The organism is Pseudomonas oryzihabitans, assembly GCF_024652905.1.
Classification (GTDB): Bacteria; Pseudomonadota; Gammaproteobacteria; order Pseudomonadales; family Pseudomonadaceae; genus Chryseomonas; species Chryseomonas benzopyrenica.
On sequence record NZ_CP102428.1, the window covers coordinates 4,336,484 to 4,351,569 of the forward strand.

General features: G+C 67.9%; 13 protein-coding genes and 1 other RNA gene. 9 read left to right on the forward strand and 5 right to left on the reverse strand.

The window, feature by feature from the left end; all coding sequences use genetic code 11:
- The first annotated feature begins 14 nt into the window (after positions 1-14).
- Genes NRG74_RS20115 through NRG74_RS20125 form a run of 3 tightly spaced genes read left to right on the forward strand, consistent with a single transcriptional unit; the run spans position 15 to position 2,823 of the window.
- Positions 15-1,031, forward strand: a complete 1,017-nt coding sequence (locus NRG74_RS20115) for an ABC transporter substrate-binding protein (RefSeq protein ID WP_257705141.1) — start codon at positions 15-17, stop codon at positions 1,029-1,031.
- Complete coding sequence (locus NRG74_RS20120; protein WP_068383260.1) at positions 1,028-2,062, forward strand: FecCD family ABC transporter permease; 1,035 nt, start codon at positions 1,028-1,030, stop codon at positions 2,060-2,062. Before NRG74_RS20115 ends, NRG74_RS20120 begins: the two co-directional genes overlap by 4 nt.
- Complete coding sequence (locus tag NRG74_RS20125; RefSeq protein WP_257705142.1) at positions 2,059-2,823, forward strand: ABC transporter ATP-binding protein; 765 nt, start codon at positions 2,059-2,061, stop codon at positions 2,821-2,823. The genes NRG74_RS20120 and NRG74_RS20125 overlap by 4 nt, the downstream gene beginning before the upstream one ends.
- Here the strand turns inward: NRG74_RS20125 and NRG74_RS20130 are convergent.
- Entirely contained in the window at positions 2,808-3,326 is a 519-nt protein-coding gene (locus NRG74_RS20130; protein ID WP_257705143.1) for a DUF962 domain-containing protein, read from the reverse strand. The genes NRG74_RS20125 and NRG74_RS20130 overlap by 16 nt on opposite strands.
- Before the next feature lie 143 nt (positions 3,327-3,469).
- Between NRG74_RS20130 and NRG74_RS20135 the strand changes: the two genes are divergently transcribed.
- From NRG74_RS20135 to NRG74_RS20155, 5 genes are all read left to right on the forward strand, one after another.
- Positions 3,470-4,324 (forward strand): IclR family transcriptional regulator domain-containing protein, encoded by an 855-nt coding sequence (locus NRG74_RS20135; protein ID WP_068383265.1) that lies wholly within the window; start codon positions 3,470-3,472, stop codon positions 4,322-4,324.
- Positions 4,325-4,442: 118 nt separating this feature from the next.
- The gene (locus tag NRG74_RS20140) at positions 4,443-5,819 is read left to right on the forward strand and encodes an MFS transporter (protein ID WP_257705144.1); all 1,377 of its coding nucleotides are present in this window, start codon (positions 4,443-4,445) and stop codon (positions 5,817-5,819) included.
- A gap of 299 nt (positions 5,820-6,118) precedes the next feature.
- The gene (locus NRG74_RS20145) at positions 6,119-7,237 is read left to right on the forward strand and encodes an ABC transporter substrate-binding protein (RefSeq protein ID WP_173147151.1); all 1,119 of its coding nucleotides are present in this window, start codon (positions 6,119-6,121) and stop codon (positions 7,235-7,237) included.
- A complete protein-coding gene (locus tag NRG74_RS20150; RefSeq protein WP_017642955.1) occupies positions 7,234-8,292 on the forward strand; it encodes a FecCD family ABC transporter permease in 1,059 nt (352 codons plus the stop codon). The genes NRG74_RS20145 and NRG74_RS20150 overlap by 4 nt, the downstream gene beginning before the upstream one ends.
- A complete protein-coding gene (locus tag NRG74_RS20155; RefSeq protein ID WP_093257274.1) occupies positions 8,289-9,086 on the forward strand; it encodes an ABC transporter ATP-binding protein in 798 nt (265 codons plus the stop codon). Before NRG74_RS20150 ends, NRG74_RS20155 begins: the two co-directional genes overlap by 4 nt.
- Positions 9,087-9,105: 19 nt before the next feature.
- Here NRG74_RS20155 and NRG74_RS20160 read toward each other — a convergent pair.
- Positions 9,106-9,181, reverse strand: a non-coding RNA gene (locus NRG74_RS20160) — sX9 sRNA.
- A 61-nt stretch (positions 9,182-9,242) separates the two neighbouring features.
- Entirely contained in the window at positions 9,243-11,369 is a 2,127-nt protein-coding gene (locus NRG74_RS20165) for a TonB-dependent siderophore receptor (RefSeq protein WP_257705145.1), read from the reverse strand.
- A 245-nt stretch (positions 11,370-11,614) separates the two neighbouring features.
- Between NRG74_RS20165 and NRG74_RS20170 the strand changes: the two genes are divergently transcribed.
- Entirely contained in the window at positions 11,615-12,553 is a 939-nt protein-coding gene (locus tag NRG74_RS20170; protein ID WP_017642958.1) for a class I SAM-dependent methyltransferase, read from the forward strand.
- 145 nt (positions 12,554-12,698) lie between these two features.
- Here the strand turns inward: NRG74_RS20170 and NRG74_RS20175 are convergent, their stop codons facing one another.
- Positions 12,699-13,895: a serine hydrolase domain-containing protein gene (locus NRG74_RS20175; RefSeq protein WP_068383272.1), complete on the reverse strand. Its 1,197-nt coding sequence runs from the start codon at positions 13,893-13,895 to the stop codon at positions 12,699-12,701.
- 132 nt (positions 13,896-14,027) lie between these two features.
- Entirely contained in the window at positions 14,028-15,038 is a 1,011-nt protein-coding gene (locus NRG74_RS20180) for an AraC family transcriptional regulator (RefSeq protein WP_017642960.1), read from the reverse strand.
- Between the last annotated feature and the right edge of the window lie 48 nt (positions 15,039-15,086).

Below are 15,086 nucleotides of genomic sequence, written 5' to 3' on the forward strand. Positions count from 1 at the left end.
CCCAAGGAGAGTCCATGCTTCGCCGTCTTTCACCGCTGCTCGCCGCCGGCCTGCTATCTGTTTCCGCCCTTAGCGCCCAGGCCGCCACGACCTATCCGCTGACCATCCACAACTGCGGTCGCGACCTAGTCTTCGAGCGTGCGCCCCAACGGCTGGTCAGTCTGGGTCAGGCCAGTACCGAGTTGCTCTTGCGCCTGGGCGTGGGCGCGCGCTTGGTGGGTACCGGGGTCTGGTTCGGCGGCCTGCCGAAGGACCTGCAGGAGGAGGGCAAGGGCATTCCGCGCCTGGCCGACAACGCCCCCAGCTTCGAAGCCGTGGTCGGCACCCGGCCGGACCTGGTGGCGGCGCAGTACACCTATCACGTCGGCCCCGGCGGCGAGGTGGCGGACTTCCCCCGCTTCGCCAAGCTGGGCATCGCCGCCTATGTGGCGCCCAGCGATTGCGAAGGCAAGGCGGTGACCGCCGATTCCAACAGCGACGGCAGCCGCAGCGCGCCCTTCGACATGCAGCTGGTGACCCGCGAGGCCCAGGAGCTGGCGGCCATTCTCGATGTGCAGCCGGCCGGCAAGCAGTTGGTCGCCGAGCTGGACCGCCGCATCGCCGCCGCCGGGGAGCAGGCCAAGGCTGCCGGGGTCCAGGGGCGTTCGGTGCTGTTCTGGTTTTCCAGTCCGCGCCTGGAAGGCGATCCCTGGGTCGCTGGCAACCTGGGCGCACCGGCCTGGATCGCCCGTTCCCTGGGCCTGCGCAACGTGGTCGACAGCGCCGAGGAATGGCCAGCGGTGAGCTGGGAACGTATCGCCAGTCTGGACCCTGACTATATCGTGGTGGCGCGCATGGACCGCCGTCTCTATCCCGCCGATGACGTCGACAAGAAGCTGGCCTTCCTGCGCAGCGATCCCCTGACCCGCGAATTGCGCGCGGTGCGCGAGAACCACCTACTGGTGGTGGACGCCCCGACCCTCAATCCCTCGCTGCGGGTGGTGGACAGCGTCGAGACCCTGGCCGCCGACCTGGCCAAGCCGCAACCATGAGCCTGCCCCTGGCGGCCGAGGGGGCCCGGCCCTGGCGCTGGCTGCTGGGCCTGACCGCCGTGCTGGCGCTGGCGGCGAGCGTGGTGCTGGCGGCCTCCTTCGGCGAGATGCCCATCGCCCCGCTGACCAGTCTGCAGGCCATCGCCAACGGCCTGGGCCTGGGGCCCTATCCGGTGGAGCGCATCGTCCAGGGCATCGTCTGGGAATACCGCCTCAGTCGCGCCCTGGTGGCGGCCTGCTGCGGCGCCGGCCTGGCGGTCTCCGGCGCCATCCTCCAGGCGCTGCTGCGCAACGCCCTGGCCGAACCCTATGTGCTGGGGCTGTCGGCCGGCGCCTCCACCGGCGCGGTGCTGGTGATGCTGTTGGGCGTCGGCGGCGGGGTGCTCGGGGTCTCGCTCGGCGCCTTTCTCGGCGCGGTGCTGGCCTTCGCCGTGGTGCTGCCCTTTCTGGGCAGTGGCGGCAGCACCCGCATCATCCTCGCCGGGGTGGCCGCCTCCCAGCTGTTCAATGCCCTGACCGCCTACATCGTCGCCACCGCGGCCAACGCCGAGCAGGCGCGCAGCGTGATGTTCTGGCTGCTCGGCAGCCTGGCCGGGGTGCGCTGGCCGGACGTCTGGCTAGCCGCCGGGGTGGTGCTCGCGGGGCTGCTGGTGTGCCTGGCCTGCGCCCGGGCGCTGGACGCCTTTGCCTTTGGCGAGGACGCCGCCGCCAGCCTGGGCGTGGCGGTGGGGCCGCTGCGCCTGCTGCTGCTGGCGGTCACCGGCCTGATCACCGCCTGCCTGGTCAGCCTGGTGGGCGCGGTGGGCTTCGTCGGTCTGGTGATTCCCCATGTGGCACGCTTCCTGGTCGGCCCCGGGCATGGTCGGCTGCTGCCCACCTGCGCGCTGATCGGCGCCCTCTTCATGGTGCTGGCCGACATCGTCGCCCGCACCCTGGTGGCCAAGCAGACCCTGCCCATCGGCGTGGTCACCGCCCTGGTCGGCGCGCCGGCCTTCGCCTTCATCCTCTATCGCGCGCGGGAGGTCCGATGAGCCTGGCCGCGCGGGACGTGGCCTGGAGCGCCGGCGGCCAGCCGATCCTCCGCGGGGTGACGCTGGCGGTGCCGCCCGGAGGGGTACTGGGGCTGCTCGGCCCCAATGGCTCGGGCAAGTCCAGTCTGCTGCGGCTATTGGCCGGGCTGCGGCGGCCAGAGGAGGGCCGGGTCAGCCTCGACGAGACGCCCCTGCAGGACCTGCGTCGTCGCGACCTGGCGCGCCGGGTGGCCCTGGTGGAGCAGCAGGCCGGTACCGAGGCCGATCTGTCGGTGGCCGAGGTGGTGCGCCTGGGCCGCACACCCCATCGCGGCCTGCTCGACGCCTGGAGCGCGCGCGATGCCGAAGTCTGCCAGCGCGCCCTGGCCCAGGTGGGACTGGTCGACAAGGCCGCCCGCCGTTGGCACAGCCTCTCGGGTGGCGAACGCCAGCGCGCCCAGATCGCCCGCGCCCTGGCCCAGGAGCCCAGCGAACTCCTGCTGGACGAACCCACCAATCACCTGGATATCCAGCACCAGCTGGAAATCCTCGACCTGGTCCGCCGCCTGCCGGCCACCTGCGTGCTGGCGATCCACGATCTCAACCTCGCCGCGCTGTTCTGCGATCGCCTGGCGGTGCTGCGCGACGGTCGCCTGGTCGCCGAAGGCGCCCCGGCCGCGGTGCTGACGGCCGCGCTGATCCAGCAGGTCTGGGGCGTGAAGGCGCAGGTGACGCTGGACGGCCCCGACGGTCGGCCGACGATCCGCTATCGGCTGGATTGACGGCGCCGTACCGGGCCAGCCCGCTCTTCAATCGCCTGCCTGAGCTGCGGGCGACCACCCAGCCAGAAGACCGCTTCGGTGGCGATGAACAGCGGACCGATGGCCAGACCGGCCAGGTCGTCGAGAAAGGCCGGCTTGCGTCCTTCATAGTGATGGCCCACGAACTGGATGGCCCAGCCGACCAGGAACAGACCCAGCCCCCAGCCCAGCCAGACGCCCGTGGTCCGGGCCGCCAGCGTGGCACCCAGCCAGAGGGCAAGACCAAGCAGCACGCTCATCAGCAGTCCCAGCGGCCGATCCAGGCGCAGGTAGAAGACCGCCACCGCCCCGGCCACCGGTACCGCGGGCGACAGCGGCCAGCCGGCCAGGCTGAAAACCGGTCGCGACAGCAGGATGGCCACCGCCAGCACGATCAGCAGGATGCCGGGAAAGTGGCTGGCGATGTTGCGCGGATCACGGTGGTAGCTCGCGTACTGGCTGAGATGATCTTCCAGGGTCTTCATCGGCAGGCATCCAGGCGGCTGGGCGGGAAGCCTCAGCATGCACCGGGAAGACCCTGCGCGTCAGCGGGCACCAGGAGAAATGCGATTGCGATAATCGCCCACTCGCTCGATAATCGATCAAAAGCCTGCCGAGGACCGGTCCGATGGACGATAACCGCACCGCTCACGCCACGGGCCTGCCGCCACTGGCCGCGCCGCCCATCATCGCCTCGCCGGCCAAGCGCATCGAAGCCTTCACCGGCGACCCCAACTTCATGACCTCCCTGGCCCGCGGCCTGGCGGTCATCCATGCCTTCCAGGAGCGCAAGCGCCAGCTGACCATCGCCCAGATCAGCCATCGCACCGAGATCCCGCGCGCCGCGGTGCGCCGCTGCCTGCATACCCTGATGAAGCTGGGCTACGTCACCACCGACGGCCGCACCTACTCGCTGCTGCCCAAGGTGCTGACCCTGGGGCATGCCTACCTGTCGTCCACGCCGCTGGCGGTCACCGCCCAGCCGGTGCTCGATCGCTTGAGCGAGCAACTGCACGAGGCCTGCTCCATGGCCACCCTGGAAGGCGACGAGATCCTCTACATCGCCCGCTCGGCGACGCCGCAGCGATTGATCTCGGTGGACCTCAGCGTCGGCAGCCGGCTGCCGGCCTATTGCACCTCCATGGGCCGCATCCTGCTCGCCGCCCTGGACGATGCCGCCCTGCACGACTACCTGGAACACGCCGACCTGCAGGCCAAGACCAGCCGCACCCTCTATCAGCCGCCAGCGCTCATCGAGTGCCTGGGCCAGGTGCGCCAGCAGGGCTACGTCATCGTCGACCAGGAGCTGGAAGTGGGGCTGAGATCCCTGGCGGTGCCCCTGAGAGACGCCGCTGGCCAGGTGCTGGCGGCACTCAACGTCGGCACCCACGCCAGTCGGGTCAGTCGCCAGGAACTGGAGACGCGCTTCCTGCCGGTGCTGCTGGCGGCCAGCCAGGAATTGAGTACCCGGCTGTTTCACTAGCGAATCTGGTCGATTATCGGCCATATCGCCGATAATCGAATTGTCAGCTGTTCGGAGTTGGGCTTAACGTCGGCGCAGTGGCGCACTACGCCGATAACAACAACACGAGCAGACCACCATGACGCAAACCCTCGCGGGCGCCGTGCCCCTGGCCGACCATCCGGCCACGGCGACAGCCGGCACCCTGGACGTCCAGCAGTTCATCAATCGCCAGGCGCTGTCCGCCTACCAGTGGCGCATCGTCGCCCTGTGCTTTCTGATCGTCTTTCTCGATGGGCTGGACACCGCGGCCATGGGCTTCATCGCCCCGGCGCTGTCGGTGGAGTGGGGCATCGCACGCGCCAGCCTGGGGCCAGTGATGAGCGCCGCTCTGGGCGGCATGGTCTTTGGTGCCCTGGGTTCCGGCCCGCTGGCCGATCGCTTCGGCCGCAAGGGCGTGCTGGTGGTCGCCACCTTCATCTTTGGCGGCTTCAGCCTGCTGTCGGCCTTCAGCGCCAACCTCGAACAGCTGGTGATCCTGAGATTTCTCACCGGCCTGGGCCTGGGCGCGGCCATGCCCAACGCCACCACGCTGCTCTCGGAATACACCCCCGAGCGCCTCAAGTCGCTGCTGGTGACCAGCATGTTCTGCGGCTTCAACCTGGGCATGGCCGGCGGCGGTTTCGTCTCGGCCTGGATGATCCCGGCCTATGGCTGGCACAGCCTGCTGGTGCTGGGTGGCGTGCTGCCCCTGGCGCTGGCCGTGGTGCTGCTGCTCTGGCTGCCGGAATCGGCGCGCTATCTGGTGGTGCACGGCAAGAGCGCCGAGCGCATCCGCCGGGTATTGGCGCCCATCGGTCGCGAGGCCGCCGAGGCCCGGCACTTCGTGGTGCCCGAGCAGAAGTCGGTCAAGACCGGCAACGTCTTCGCGGTGATCTTCAACCGCAACTACAGCGCCGGCACCCTGTTGCTGTGGCTGACCTATTTCATGGGCCTGGTGATCGTCTACCTGCTCACCAGCTGGCTGCCGACGCTGATGCGCGACGCCGGCGCCAGCCTGGAGCAGGCCGCCCTGATCGGCGCGCTGTTCCAGTTCGGCGGGGTGCTCAGCGCGGTCTTCGTCGGCTGGGCCATGGACAGATTCAATCCGCACAAGGTGATCGGCCTGTTCTATGCCCTGGCCGGGATCTTCGCCTACTGCGTCGGCCAGAGCCTGGGCCAGGTCGCCCTGGTGGCCACCCTGGTGCTGGTGGCCGGCATGTGCATCAACGGCGCCCAGTCGGCCATGCCCTCGCTGGCGGCGCGCTACTACCCGACCCATGGCCGCGCCACCGGGGTGTCCTGGATGCTCGGCATCGGCCGCTTCGGCGCCATCACTGGCGCCTGGATGGGCGCGACCCTGCTGGGCCTGGGCTGGACCTTCACCCAGGTGCTCACCGCGCTGCTCCTGCCCGCGGGTCTCGCGGCCCTGGCCGTGCTGATCAAGGGCGTGGTCAGCCACGCCGACGCGACCTGAGGTCGACGGCTTTCCTTTGCCGGTGGCGGGCGCTAGGCGCAGGCGCTGCCACCGCGTAAAGTTGCACCCTTTGCTAGCTTCGCAGTCACCCGCCCTAGAGCCTGTCCATAATCTGCTGCGCGTCGGCCAAACAGCGTTGAAACCCCCTGGGTCGCCAGCCCGGTCGGAATGCTCATTTACTTTGCGTAAACTCGAGCGCGAGTCCGATCCGCTTCCTCAGGCCTTTTCGCCTTGTTTAGCTCTAGCTCGCGAGATTATGAATAGGCTCTTGGAGCGGGTGCAGACGTCCAAGGGGTTCCATGAAAGGTTTCGCTCGCCGCGGGCAGTGGGCTGTCCGGCTGGTAACGCTTATCGCTTGCTTTCTGATTGCTCCGGCCTTCGCCGAGACGCGCCAGGTCACTGACGTCCTCGGGCGCACGGTGACCATCGACGCGCCGGCCAAGCGCGTGGTGCTGGGCTTCCACTATGGCGACTACCTGGCGGTCGGTGGCGAGCACGCCTTCGACGCCGTGGTCGGTGTCTCCCGCGGTGCCTGGGAGCGCAAGGTGCCGGCCAACTGGGCGCTCAACGTCGCCCACCGGCCCTCCCTGGCCACCCTTCCCGATGTGGGGGAGACGGAAAACAATAGTTTTTCCGTGGAGAAGGTGCTCGCTCTAAAGCCGGACCTGGTGGTGCTGGCCGCCTGGCAATTCCAGGCGCTGGACAGCGAGGTCAAGCGCCTCGAACAGCTCGGCATCCCGGTGGTGGCGATCGACTACAACGCCCAGACCCTGGAACGCCACCTGGCCTCCACCCGCTTGCTCGGCATCATCACCGGCCAGGAGGCACGGGCCAACGAGCTGGCCGACTTCTATGCCAAGGTGGTGCAGGACATCCAGACCCGCATCGCCGCGGCCCATCGGCCGAAACCGCGGGTCTACGCCGAATTCGGCAACAAGGGCCCGGCCGAGTACTCCTTCACCTATGGCCGCAACATGTGGGGCGCCATGGTCACCCTGGCCGGCGGCGACAACATCGCCGCGCCCTTCATCCAGTGGTGGGGGGTGATGAATCCGGAGCAGGTGCTCATGGCCCAGCCGGAGGTCATCTTCATCTCCGGGCGCGAGGACAACAGCAATCCCACCGCCTTGCCCATGGGCCCCGGCGTGACCGCCGATGACGCCCGCAGCCATCTGCGCGCCTTCATGCAGCGACCGGGCTGGAGCAATCTGCCGGCGATCCGCGACGGGCGTCTCTATGGTGTCTACCAGGGTGCCTCGCGCAGCCTGGAAGACTTCGCCATGCTGCAGTTCATCGCCAAGCAGCTCTATCCGGATCTGTTCCAGGACATGGATCCCATGGCCAACTACCGTGAGTTCTACCGCCGCTACATGCCGATCCAGCCCCAGGGCACCTTTGCCATAGGCCTGAACCCATGAGCGCTTCCTCACCCTCCAGCCACGCGGACGCCATCGCCGACCAGCGCGCCCGCGAGCGGCGGCGCTGGCGGGCCTGCGGGGTGTTTCTGCTGCTGACCCTGGCGGGTCTGGTGCTGGACATCGCCACCGGGCCTTCGCTGCTTTCACCGCTGGAGGTGCTCAAGTCCCTGACCGGCCTCGGCGAGCGGCAGCCGATGACCGACGCCATCGTCCGCGACCTGCGCCTGCCGGTGGCGCTGATGGCCCTGGCGGTGGGCGCCGCCCTTGGCGCCGGCGGAGCGCAGATGCAGACGCTGCTCAACAATCCCATGGCCAGTCCCTACACCCTGGGCATGGCGGCTGCCGCCGGCTGTGGCGCGGCCCTCAGCCTGGCACTGGGCAGCTTCGGCCTGGGCGCGCTGATCGGGGTGCCGCTGGGCGCCTTCGTCTTCGCCATGCTGGCGGCACTGTTCCTTTTCGCCCTGGCTTCGCTCAAGCGCACCGGCAGCGACACCATCATTCTCGGTGGCATCGCCCTGCTGTTCCTCTTCCAGTCATTGCTGTCGCTGGTGCAGTTCCTGTCCTCGCCGGAGCTTTCCCAGCAGATCCTCTTCTGGTTGTTCGGCAGCCTCGGTCGCGCCACCTGGACCACCCTGGCCATCGTTGCCGGGGTGACCCTGCTGTGCTGCATTCTGCTCTTGCGCGATGCCTGGAAACTGGCCGCGCTGCGCCTGGGCGAGGCGCGTGCCGAGAGCCTGGGCGTGGACATCCGCCGCCTGCGCCTCAAGGTACTGATCCTGGTGGCGGTGATGACCGCCACGGCCACCAGCTTCGTCGGGGTGATCGGCTTCGTTGGCCTGGTCGCGCCCCATATCGCCCGCTGGCAGGTGGGGGAGGATCAGCGCTTCCTGCTGCCACTGTCCGCCATCTGCGGCGCCCTTATGCTGTCCTTCGCCTCGGTGCTGTCCAAGTCGATCCTGCCCGGGGCGCTGTTTCCGGTGGGCATCGTCACCGCCATCGTCGGGGTGCCCTTCCTGCTCTGGCTCATCTTCGCCCCGCGCAGGTCCAGCCTATGATCCGCCTCCATGACCTCGCGCTGAAGCGCGGCGACCGCACCGTGATTTCCGGTTTGAGCACCGAGCTGCATCCCGGCCAGGTCCATGTGATCCTCGGCCCCAACGGCACCGGCAAGACCACCCTGCTGCGCGCCCTGGCCGGGGACCTGCCGCTGGCGGCCGGCCATATCGAACGCGGCGAGCGGCGGCTGGTGGCGGGTGCTTCGCTCCGCGCTCAGCGCGAGGGTTGGCGCCAGGGCGTGGCCTACATGCCCCAGGATTCCCATGCCGAGGCGGCGCTGTCGGTGCTGGAGACGGTGGCCATGGGCAGTCTGGAACGGCTGACCCTGCATCTGGACGATGAGCTGTTGGAACGGGCGCTGGGCAAGCTCGACGAGGTGGGGATCGGCCATCTGGCGTCGCGCCAGCTGGGCGCCCTGAGTGGCGGTCAGCGGCAGCTGGTGTTCTTCGCCCAGGTGCTGATGCGCGAACCCGAGGTAATGCTGCTGGACGAACCGGTCAGCGCGCTGGATCTGCGGCACCAGATCAACCTGCTCGATCGGGTACGCCACGAGACCCGGCTGCACCAGCAGGTGACCGTGGTGGTGCTGCACGACCTCAACCTGGCCTGCCAGTACGCCGATTCGCTGCTGGTGCTGGTGAACGGTGGCCTGCTGGCCGCCGGGCGACCCGCGGCCATCGTCACCGCCGACCTGCTGGAGGCCACCTACGGCGTGGCGGTGGACATCCTGCAGGACCGCCAGGGCCGTCCGGTGGTCCAGCCGCTGACCGGCCAGGCCTTCAGCGAGGCCTGATTCCAAAGAGCCGTAAAGCGGCTAACAAAACGTAGCGAGCGGCTGTCAGGCGGGTGCGCGCGGCGCGCAGGAGCCGCAGTGTACAAGTAGTACATGAGGACTCCGAGCACTGCACGCGCCCGCCTGGCGGACGCGCAGTAGTTTTGTTGGGTGCTTTTAGAAGGTGTAGGTGAAGCCGGCCTGCACCGTACGCGGCTCGCCCGGATAGCTGTAGGCGTTCCAGGAACTCTCGTCGTAGCCCTTGTTGAAGACGTTGCGCACGTCCAGGTTCAGTCGCAGGTGCTTGTCGACCTTGTAGAAGCTCAACAGGTCGGTGACCGTGTAGCTGTCCATGGTGTAGTCGCTGGCAATTGTTTTCTGGCCTTCGCGTTCGCCCACGTACTTGACATTGGCGCCCAGTCCCAGGCCGCGCAGCACGCCGTCATGGAATTCGTAGACGTTGAGCAGGTTGACGGCATTGCGCGGGATATTGGTCAGGCGCGTACCGCGGGCCAGGGTGTTGTCCTTGGTGACCTCGGCATCGGTGAAGGCGTAGCCGCCGAGGATGCGCCAGTTGGGCGTCAGGTCGCCGGTCACGTTGACCTCGAAGCCACGGCTGCGTACCTCGCCGGCGGCGACGTTGAAATTCGGATCGACCGGGTCCAGGGTCAGGACGTTTTCCTTGACCGTATGGAAAATCGCCGTGTCGACGCTGAGGCGGCCGTCCAGCGCCGCCCACTTCATGCCTACCTCGTAGGCCTTGCCTTCCTCGGGGTCGAAACCGCCGCCCAGGCGCGCCGCGCCGGTGTTGGGCTTGAACGACTTGGAGGCGCTGGCATAGAGCGCCAGTTCCGGGGTGAGGTCGTAGCTGACGCCCAGGCGCGGGGTGACGGCGTTGTCGGCGTTGGACCAGCTCTGACCACCGGCGACGAAGTTGTCGTAATCGTGCTCGAAGCGCTCCAGGCGCACGCCACCCAGCACCTTGAAACGCTCGGTGAGGGCGATCTGGTCCTGCACGAAGGCCGCCCAGGTCTTGAGGGTCTCGTGGTCGTGGGTGGGCGTACGGGTCAGGGCCGGGCGCGGCTGGCCGAGGACCGGATCGACCAGGTTGACCGGATAGGCGCTGACACTGCCTGGCGAGCGCTGGATGATCGACTGATAGTCGTAGTCTTCCACCTCGATCCCGGTGATCAGGGTGTGGCCGAGGCCGAAGGTGTCGAAGCGACCGGTCAGGTTCAGCTGCAGGTCGCGATCGCTCCACTCCAGCTTGCGGTAGTTGAAGTTGCGGCCCAGAGTCACGCCGTCGGCCTGCACGCCGTTGGCTTCCACGGCATTGCCCTTGAGGCTGCCGTCCAGGTACTGGAAGCCGCCGGCCAGGGTCCAGGCGTCGTTGAGCTGGTGCTCGAAGCGCAGCTGATAGGCCTCGCTGTCGCTGTGCAGCAGGTTGGTGGTGCCCTTTTCCCAGGCATTGGTGGAGCGATTGGCTTCGGCGCGCTGGGTGAGGTAGTTGGTGCGACCGCGATCCAGTGGGGCGTTGCTGCGGATGATGTCCGCTTCGAAGGTGATGAGGGTGGCGTCGGTGGCCTGCCAGCTCAGCACCGGCGCGACCTCGTAGCGTTCGTGCTCGACATCGTCGCGGAAGCTGTCGCCGCCTTCGGCGATTAGGTTGAGGCGATAGGCCAGGCGACCGTCTTCATCCACCGGGCCGGTGGTGTCCAGGGTGCCACGACGCAGCCCCTGGTCGGTGAACTGGCTGCCGAGGGAGGTCTTGCGCTCGCCCAGGGGCTGCTTGGTGACCACGTTGAAGGTGCCGCCTGGATCGCTACGGCCATAGAGGGTCGCCGCCGGGCCGCGCAGGACCTCGACTCGCTCCAGGGTGGCGGCATCCGGCGCACTGGGATAGCCGCGGTTCATGGGAAAGCCGTTGCGGAAATACTCGGAGCTGGTGAAGCCGCGCACCGTATAGCTGGTCAGGCCCTGGCCGCCGAAGTTGTTGCCACGGCCGACGCCGCCGGCCTGGTCCAGCGCCTGCTGCAGGCGGGTGGCGGAGAGATCGTCGAGGGCCTCGCGGGAGACCACGCTCACCGACTGGGGCGTCTCGTGCAGCGGGATGTCGGTGCGTGTCGCACTGCTGGAACGTTCCGCCTTGTAGCCCTGCACCGGCCCGGTGGGCGATTCGGCCGCGCCGACGATGGTGAGCTCGGACAGGGCCTGAGGCGAATCTTCCGTCTGCTCCTGGGCATGACCAGTGAGGGGGAGGGCACAGAGGGGCAGCAGATAGAAGGCAGGAACCAGCCGGCGCATTGTTGTTGTCCTGGAATTCGGGGAGGCGGATTCTAGAGCGCCTGACAAAGGGGATACAACTGCGAGTCGTTACCGCCTGAGACATATTTTCATCGGACTGGTCGGTTCGTGGGGGGAACTTGTTTGCCGAAGGGCACGAAGGGTGCGTCGCAGAGGACGGTTGCCGGGCCTGCCGCAGCGGGCCTCGGGAGGCGACGCCGGCGCTTTTGCCGTAGCATGCCGCTCCTTTGCCGTCGTGATCGCCCATGAATACCGCCACCCTTGCCCGCCTTACCGACCTGCTCTTGGTCGCCCTCGATCCGCCCCCTGCCGAGGCGCGCCGACTGGTGCACGGCCGTGGCCGGTTGCTGCCGGGGCTGGAACAACTGACCGTCGACTGGCTGGAAGGCGTGGTGCGGGTAGGGCTGTTCCGCGAAGTGCCCGCGGTCGAGCTGGAGGCCCTGCGCACGACCCTGACGGCCCTGGGCGAGACCCCGGCGTGGCGCGCCAGCGGTGCCAGTAGCCTGCTGTTGCAGCATCGTTACCGCCTGGATGCCGCCAGCGAGGCGCTGATCGGCGCGCCGGTGGGCGAGCACGTCATCCATGAGGACGGCCTGACGTTCGGCCTGGATCTGTCCCGTCACCAGAATATGGGGCTGTTCCTCGACATGCGCCTGGGCCGCCGCTGGGTGCGCGAGCAGGCCGCCGGCCTGCGCATCCTCAACCTGTTCGCCTACACCTGTGGTTTCTCCGTAGCGGCCCTGGCCGGCGGCGCGGCCCAGGTGGTCAATCTGGACATGGCTCGCGGGCCCTTGACCCGCGGCCGCGAGAATCATCGGCTCAATGGCCATGACCTGGGCAAGGTCAGCTTTCTCGGCCACGAACTGTTCAAGTCCTGGGGCAAGGTGCGCAAGCTCGGGCCCTATGATCTGGTGATCGTCGACCCGCCCAGCTTCCAGCAAGGCAGCTTCGCCCTGACCAAGGACTATGCGCGCATCCTGCGCCGGTTGCCGGAGCTGCTCACCCCTGGCGGGCGAGTGCTGGCCTGCGTCAACGATCCCGGTGTGGGGGCGGACTTCCTCATCGCCGGCATGGCCCAGGAAGCACCGGGACTGGCCTTCGTCGAGCGCCTGGCCAATCCACCGGAATTCGCCGACGAGGACCCCGAGGGCGGCCTCAAGGTACTGGTCTTCGGACAGTCCTGAGCCTGGCGTTGCCGTGATACCCGGCGCCGATGAGGCAGGCACTGGCACAGGTACCGCAGGCACACATCGTTACGGCAATCCCTCCGCAGACCGCTCTCCACTGCCAGAGCCCCATCGCGCCGAGGAGCCGTCCAGGGCGCGCTTCTCAGGCTCTGCGGTGAGCCGCGAGCGCCTCATAAACGGCCGTTTCGAAGTCCAGGTAACCCTTGACCGAAGGCGGATCGACGAAGGGCAGGATCTGCGTGGCCCAGAAGCCACCTATGCCGTTCTGCCGGTCGATCCAGTAGTAGAGGTTGGCCAGCCCGGCCCAGGCCAGGGAGCCGGCTGGGCGACCGGTCGGGGCATCGGTGTCGTTGATCATGAAGGTCAGTCCCCAGGACTTCGCCATGCCGGGAAAGAATTCGGCCGGGTTGGACAGGTGGGGAATGACACCGGGCAGGCCCCTGATCTTCAGCGCGCCGAGTCCGTTCGCCGCGGCCATCCGCACGGTCTCCGGCCTGAGCACCCGCCCGTCGGGGCCGTCGCCGTCGTTGAGCCACAGGCGGATGAACTTGGCGTAGTCCAGGGCCGTCGAGTAGAGGCCGTGCCCGCCCATGAAGACCTCCGGCTCCTGCGGTAGCACGAAGTCGTCGAGAGGAGCGAGTTGGCCGGTGGCGTCGCGCTGGTGCAGGGTGGCGAGCCTGTCGCGCATGTCGGCGGTAAGCACGAAGGCGGAATCATGCATCCTCAGGGGAGCGAAGATCCGCTCCGCGAAAACTTCGTCCAGGCGGCGGCCAGTGATGCTTTCCACGACCAGACCGGCCCAGTCGATGTTCGAGCCGTATTCCCATCGTTCGCCCGGATCGAAGAGCAGCGGCGTTTCCAGGGCGGCGCGGGTAGCGGTGATGACGCTGGGTTGGCCGTGCTCGGTGGCGAGGCGCTGGTAGTGCGCATTGAAGAAGTCGTAACCAAAGCCTGCCGTGTGCAGCAACAGCATGCGGGTGGTGATGGCTCGCCGCGGCGCACGCAGGCGCGGTTGGCCATCGTCGGCAAAGCCTTCGAGCACCTGCAGCTTGCCGATGGCGGGCACATAGGTGCTGGCGGGCGCATCCAGGTCGAGCAGGCCCTGCTCCACCAGTTGCAGTACCGCGGTCCCGGTAATCGCCTTGGTAGTGGAGAAAATCGCGCACAGGCTGTCGGGCGCCATGAGGTCGGCACTGCCTAGGGTGCGCCTGCCGGCGGCGCCCACATAGAGATTGCCGTGCCGGTTGGTTACCACGGCGGCAACGCCGGGAACGCCTGGGGTGCTCTCGACGGCCCTGGCCAGGATCGCGTCCGCGGCCGTTTTGAGAGTGTCTGCCATCGTCTGATCTCGCTCTGGCGCTGGTTTACGCGCCCGGTCGGGCGCGCGTGGCGAGATCTTGCGATGACCAGGGTCCGGGGTGATATCCGGCCTCGGCAGGCGCTGTCTGCCATCGGCAGATAGCCGAGACGGTCAGGCGGTGCCGCGGCGCAGGGTGTCTGAAGGTCGCTCGCCGAAACGCAGGCGATAGCTGCGGGCGAACTCGCCCATGTTGATATAGCCCCAGGCCGCGGCGATGGCGGACACGCTGGCACCAAGTGGTGCGGCGCTCAAGACTCGGCGCGCCCCTTGTAGGCGTTGCTCGCGCAGGAAGGCGCTGGGTGGATAACCGCGAAAGCTCTTGAAGGCGGCACTCAGGGTGCGGACGCTGGTGCCCACGGCGCGGGCGACATCGGCCATGGTGGGCAACTCGGCAGCATGCTCGATCATGAATTGCTCGGCGGCGCGGACCGTGCGCGGGGCCAGGCGGTGGCAGGGATCGTTCAGGTCCAAGCCGGCGCGCAAGGCCCACTCGTTGAGCAGGCGGACGCAGATGGTCTGCTCCAGGTGTCGAGCGAGCGGCCCCTGGGTGAGCCGTTCCGGCGCTTCGGCGATGGAGCGGGCGACGTAATCCATCAGCCCCAGCCAGCTGGATTCCGCGCCGCCCAGACCCACCTTGGCCTGCCAGAGCGCATCGCCGGGATTGAAGCCGAACCAGTCGAGGGCGGTCCGCTCCAGTAATTCGTGGGGAATGGTCAGGTTGAATTGCAGATGGTCGGGATCGAAGTCGACCCAGTAATCGGTCCGACTGCAGTCGACGACGAAGGAGCTGCCCACCGGAGTTTCGACCGCCTGTTCGCGATCCACCCAGTGCCGCGCGGTCCCGCCGATGGTAGTGGCGACGAAGGCGTTGCCGGCGTCCTGGTCCCAATCCTTGATGTGTACCGGGATGCCATAGGCGAAGCGGGTGGCGGTGATGGCGCCGATCTTCGCCGAGTGCATCGTCGAAGCCGGGGCGATGTGGCGACCGATGGGCGCCACGTCGTAGGGCATGTACACCTCGCTCGACCAGGCCTTGATCTCGTCCCAGGCGTTGGAGAAGACCTTGTGGTGCTGGGCGATCGGCCGCCCTTGAGCATCGACGAGCAGTGCTTTCTCGAGCATGTCCTGTCTCCCTGCCGGCGTATTCGCCTACGGCGCAGTGGTTCGTTC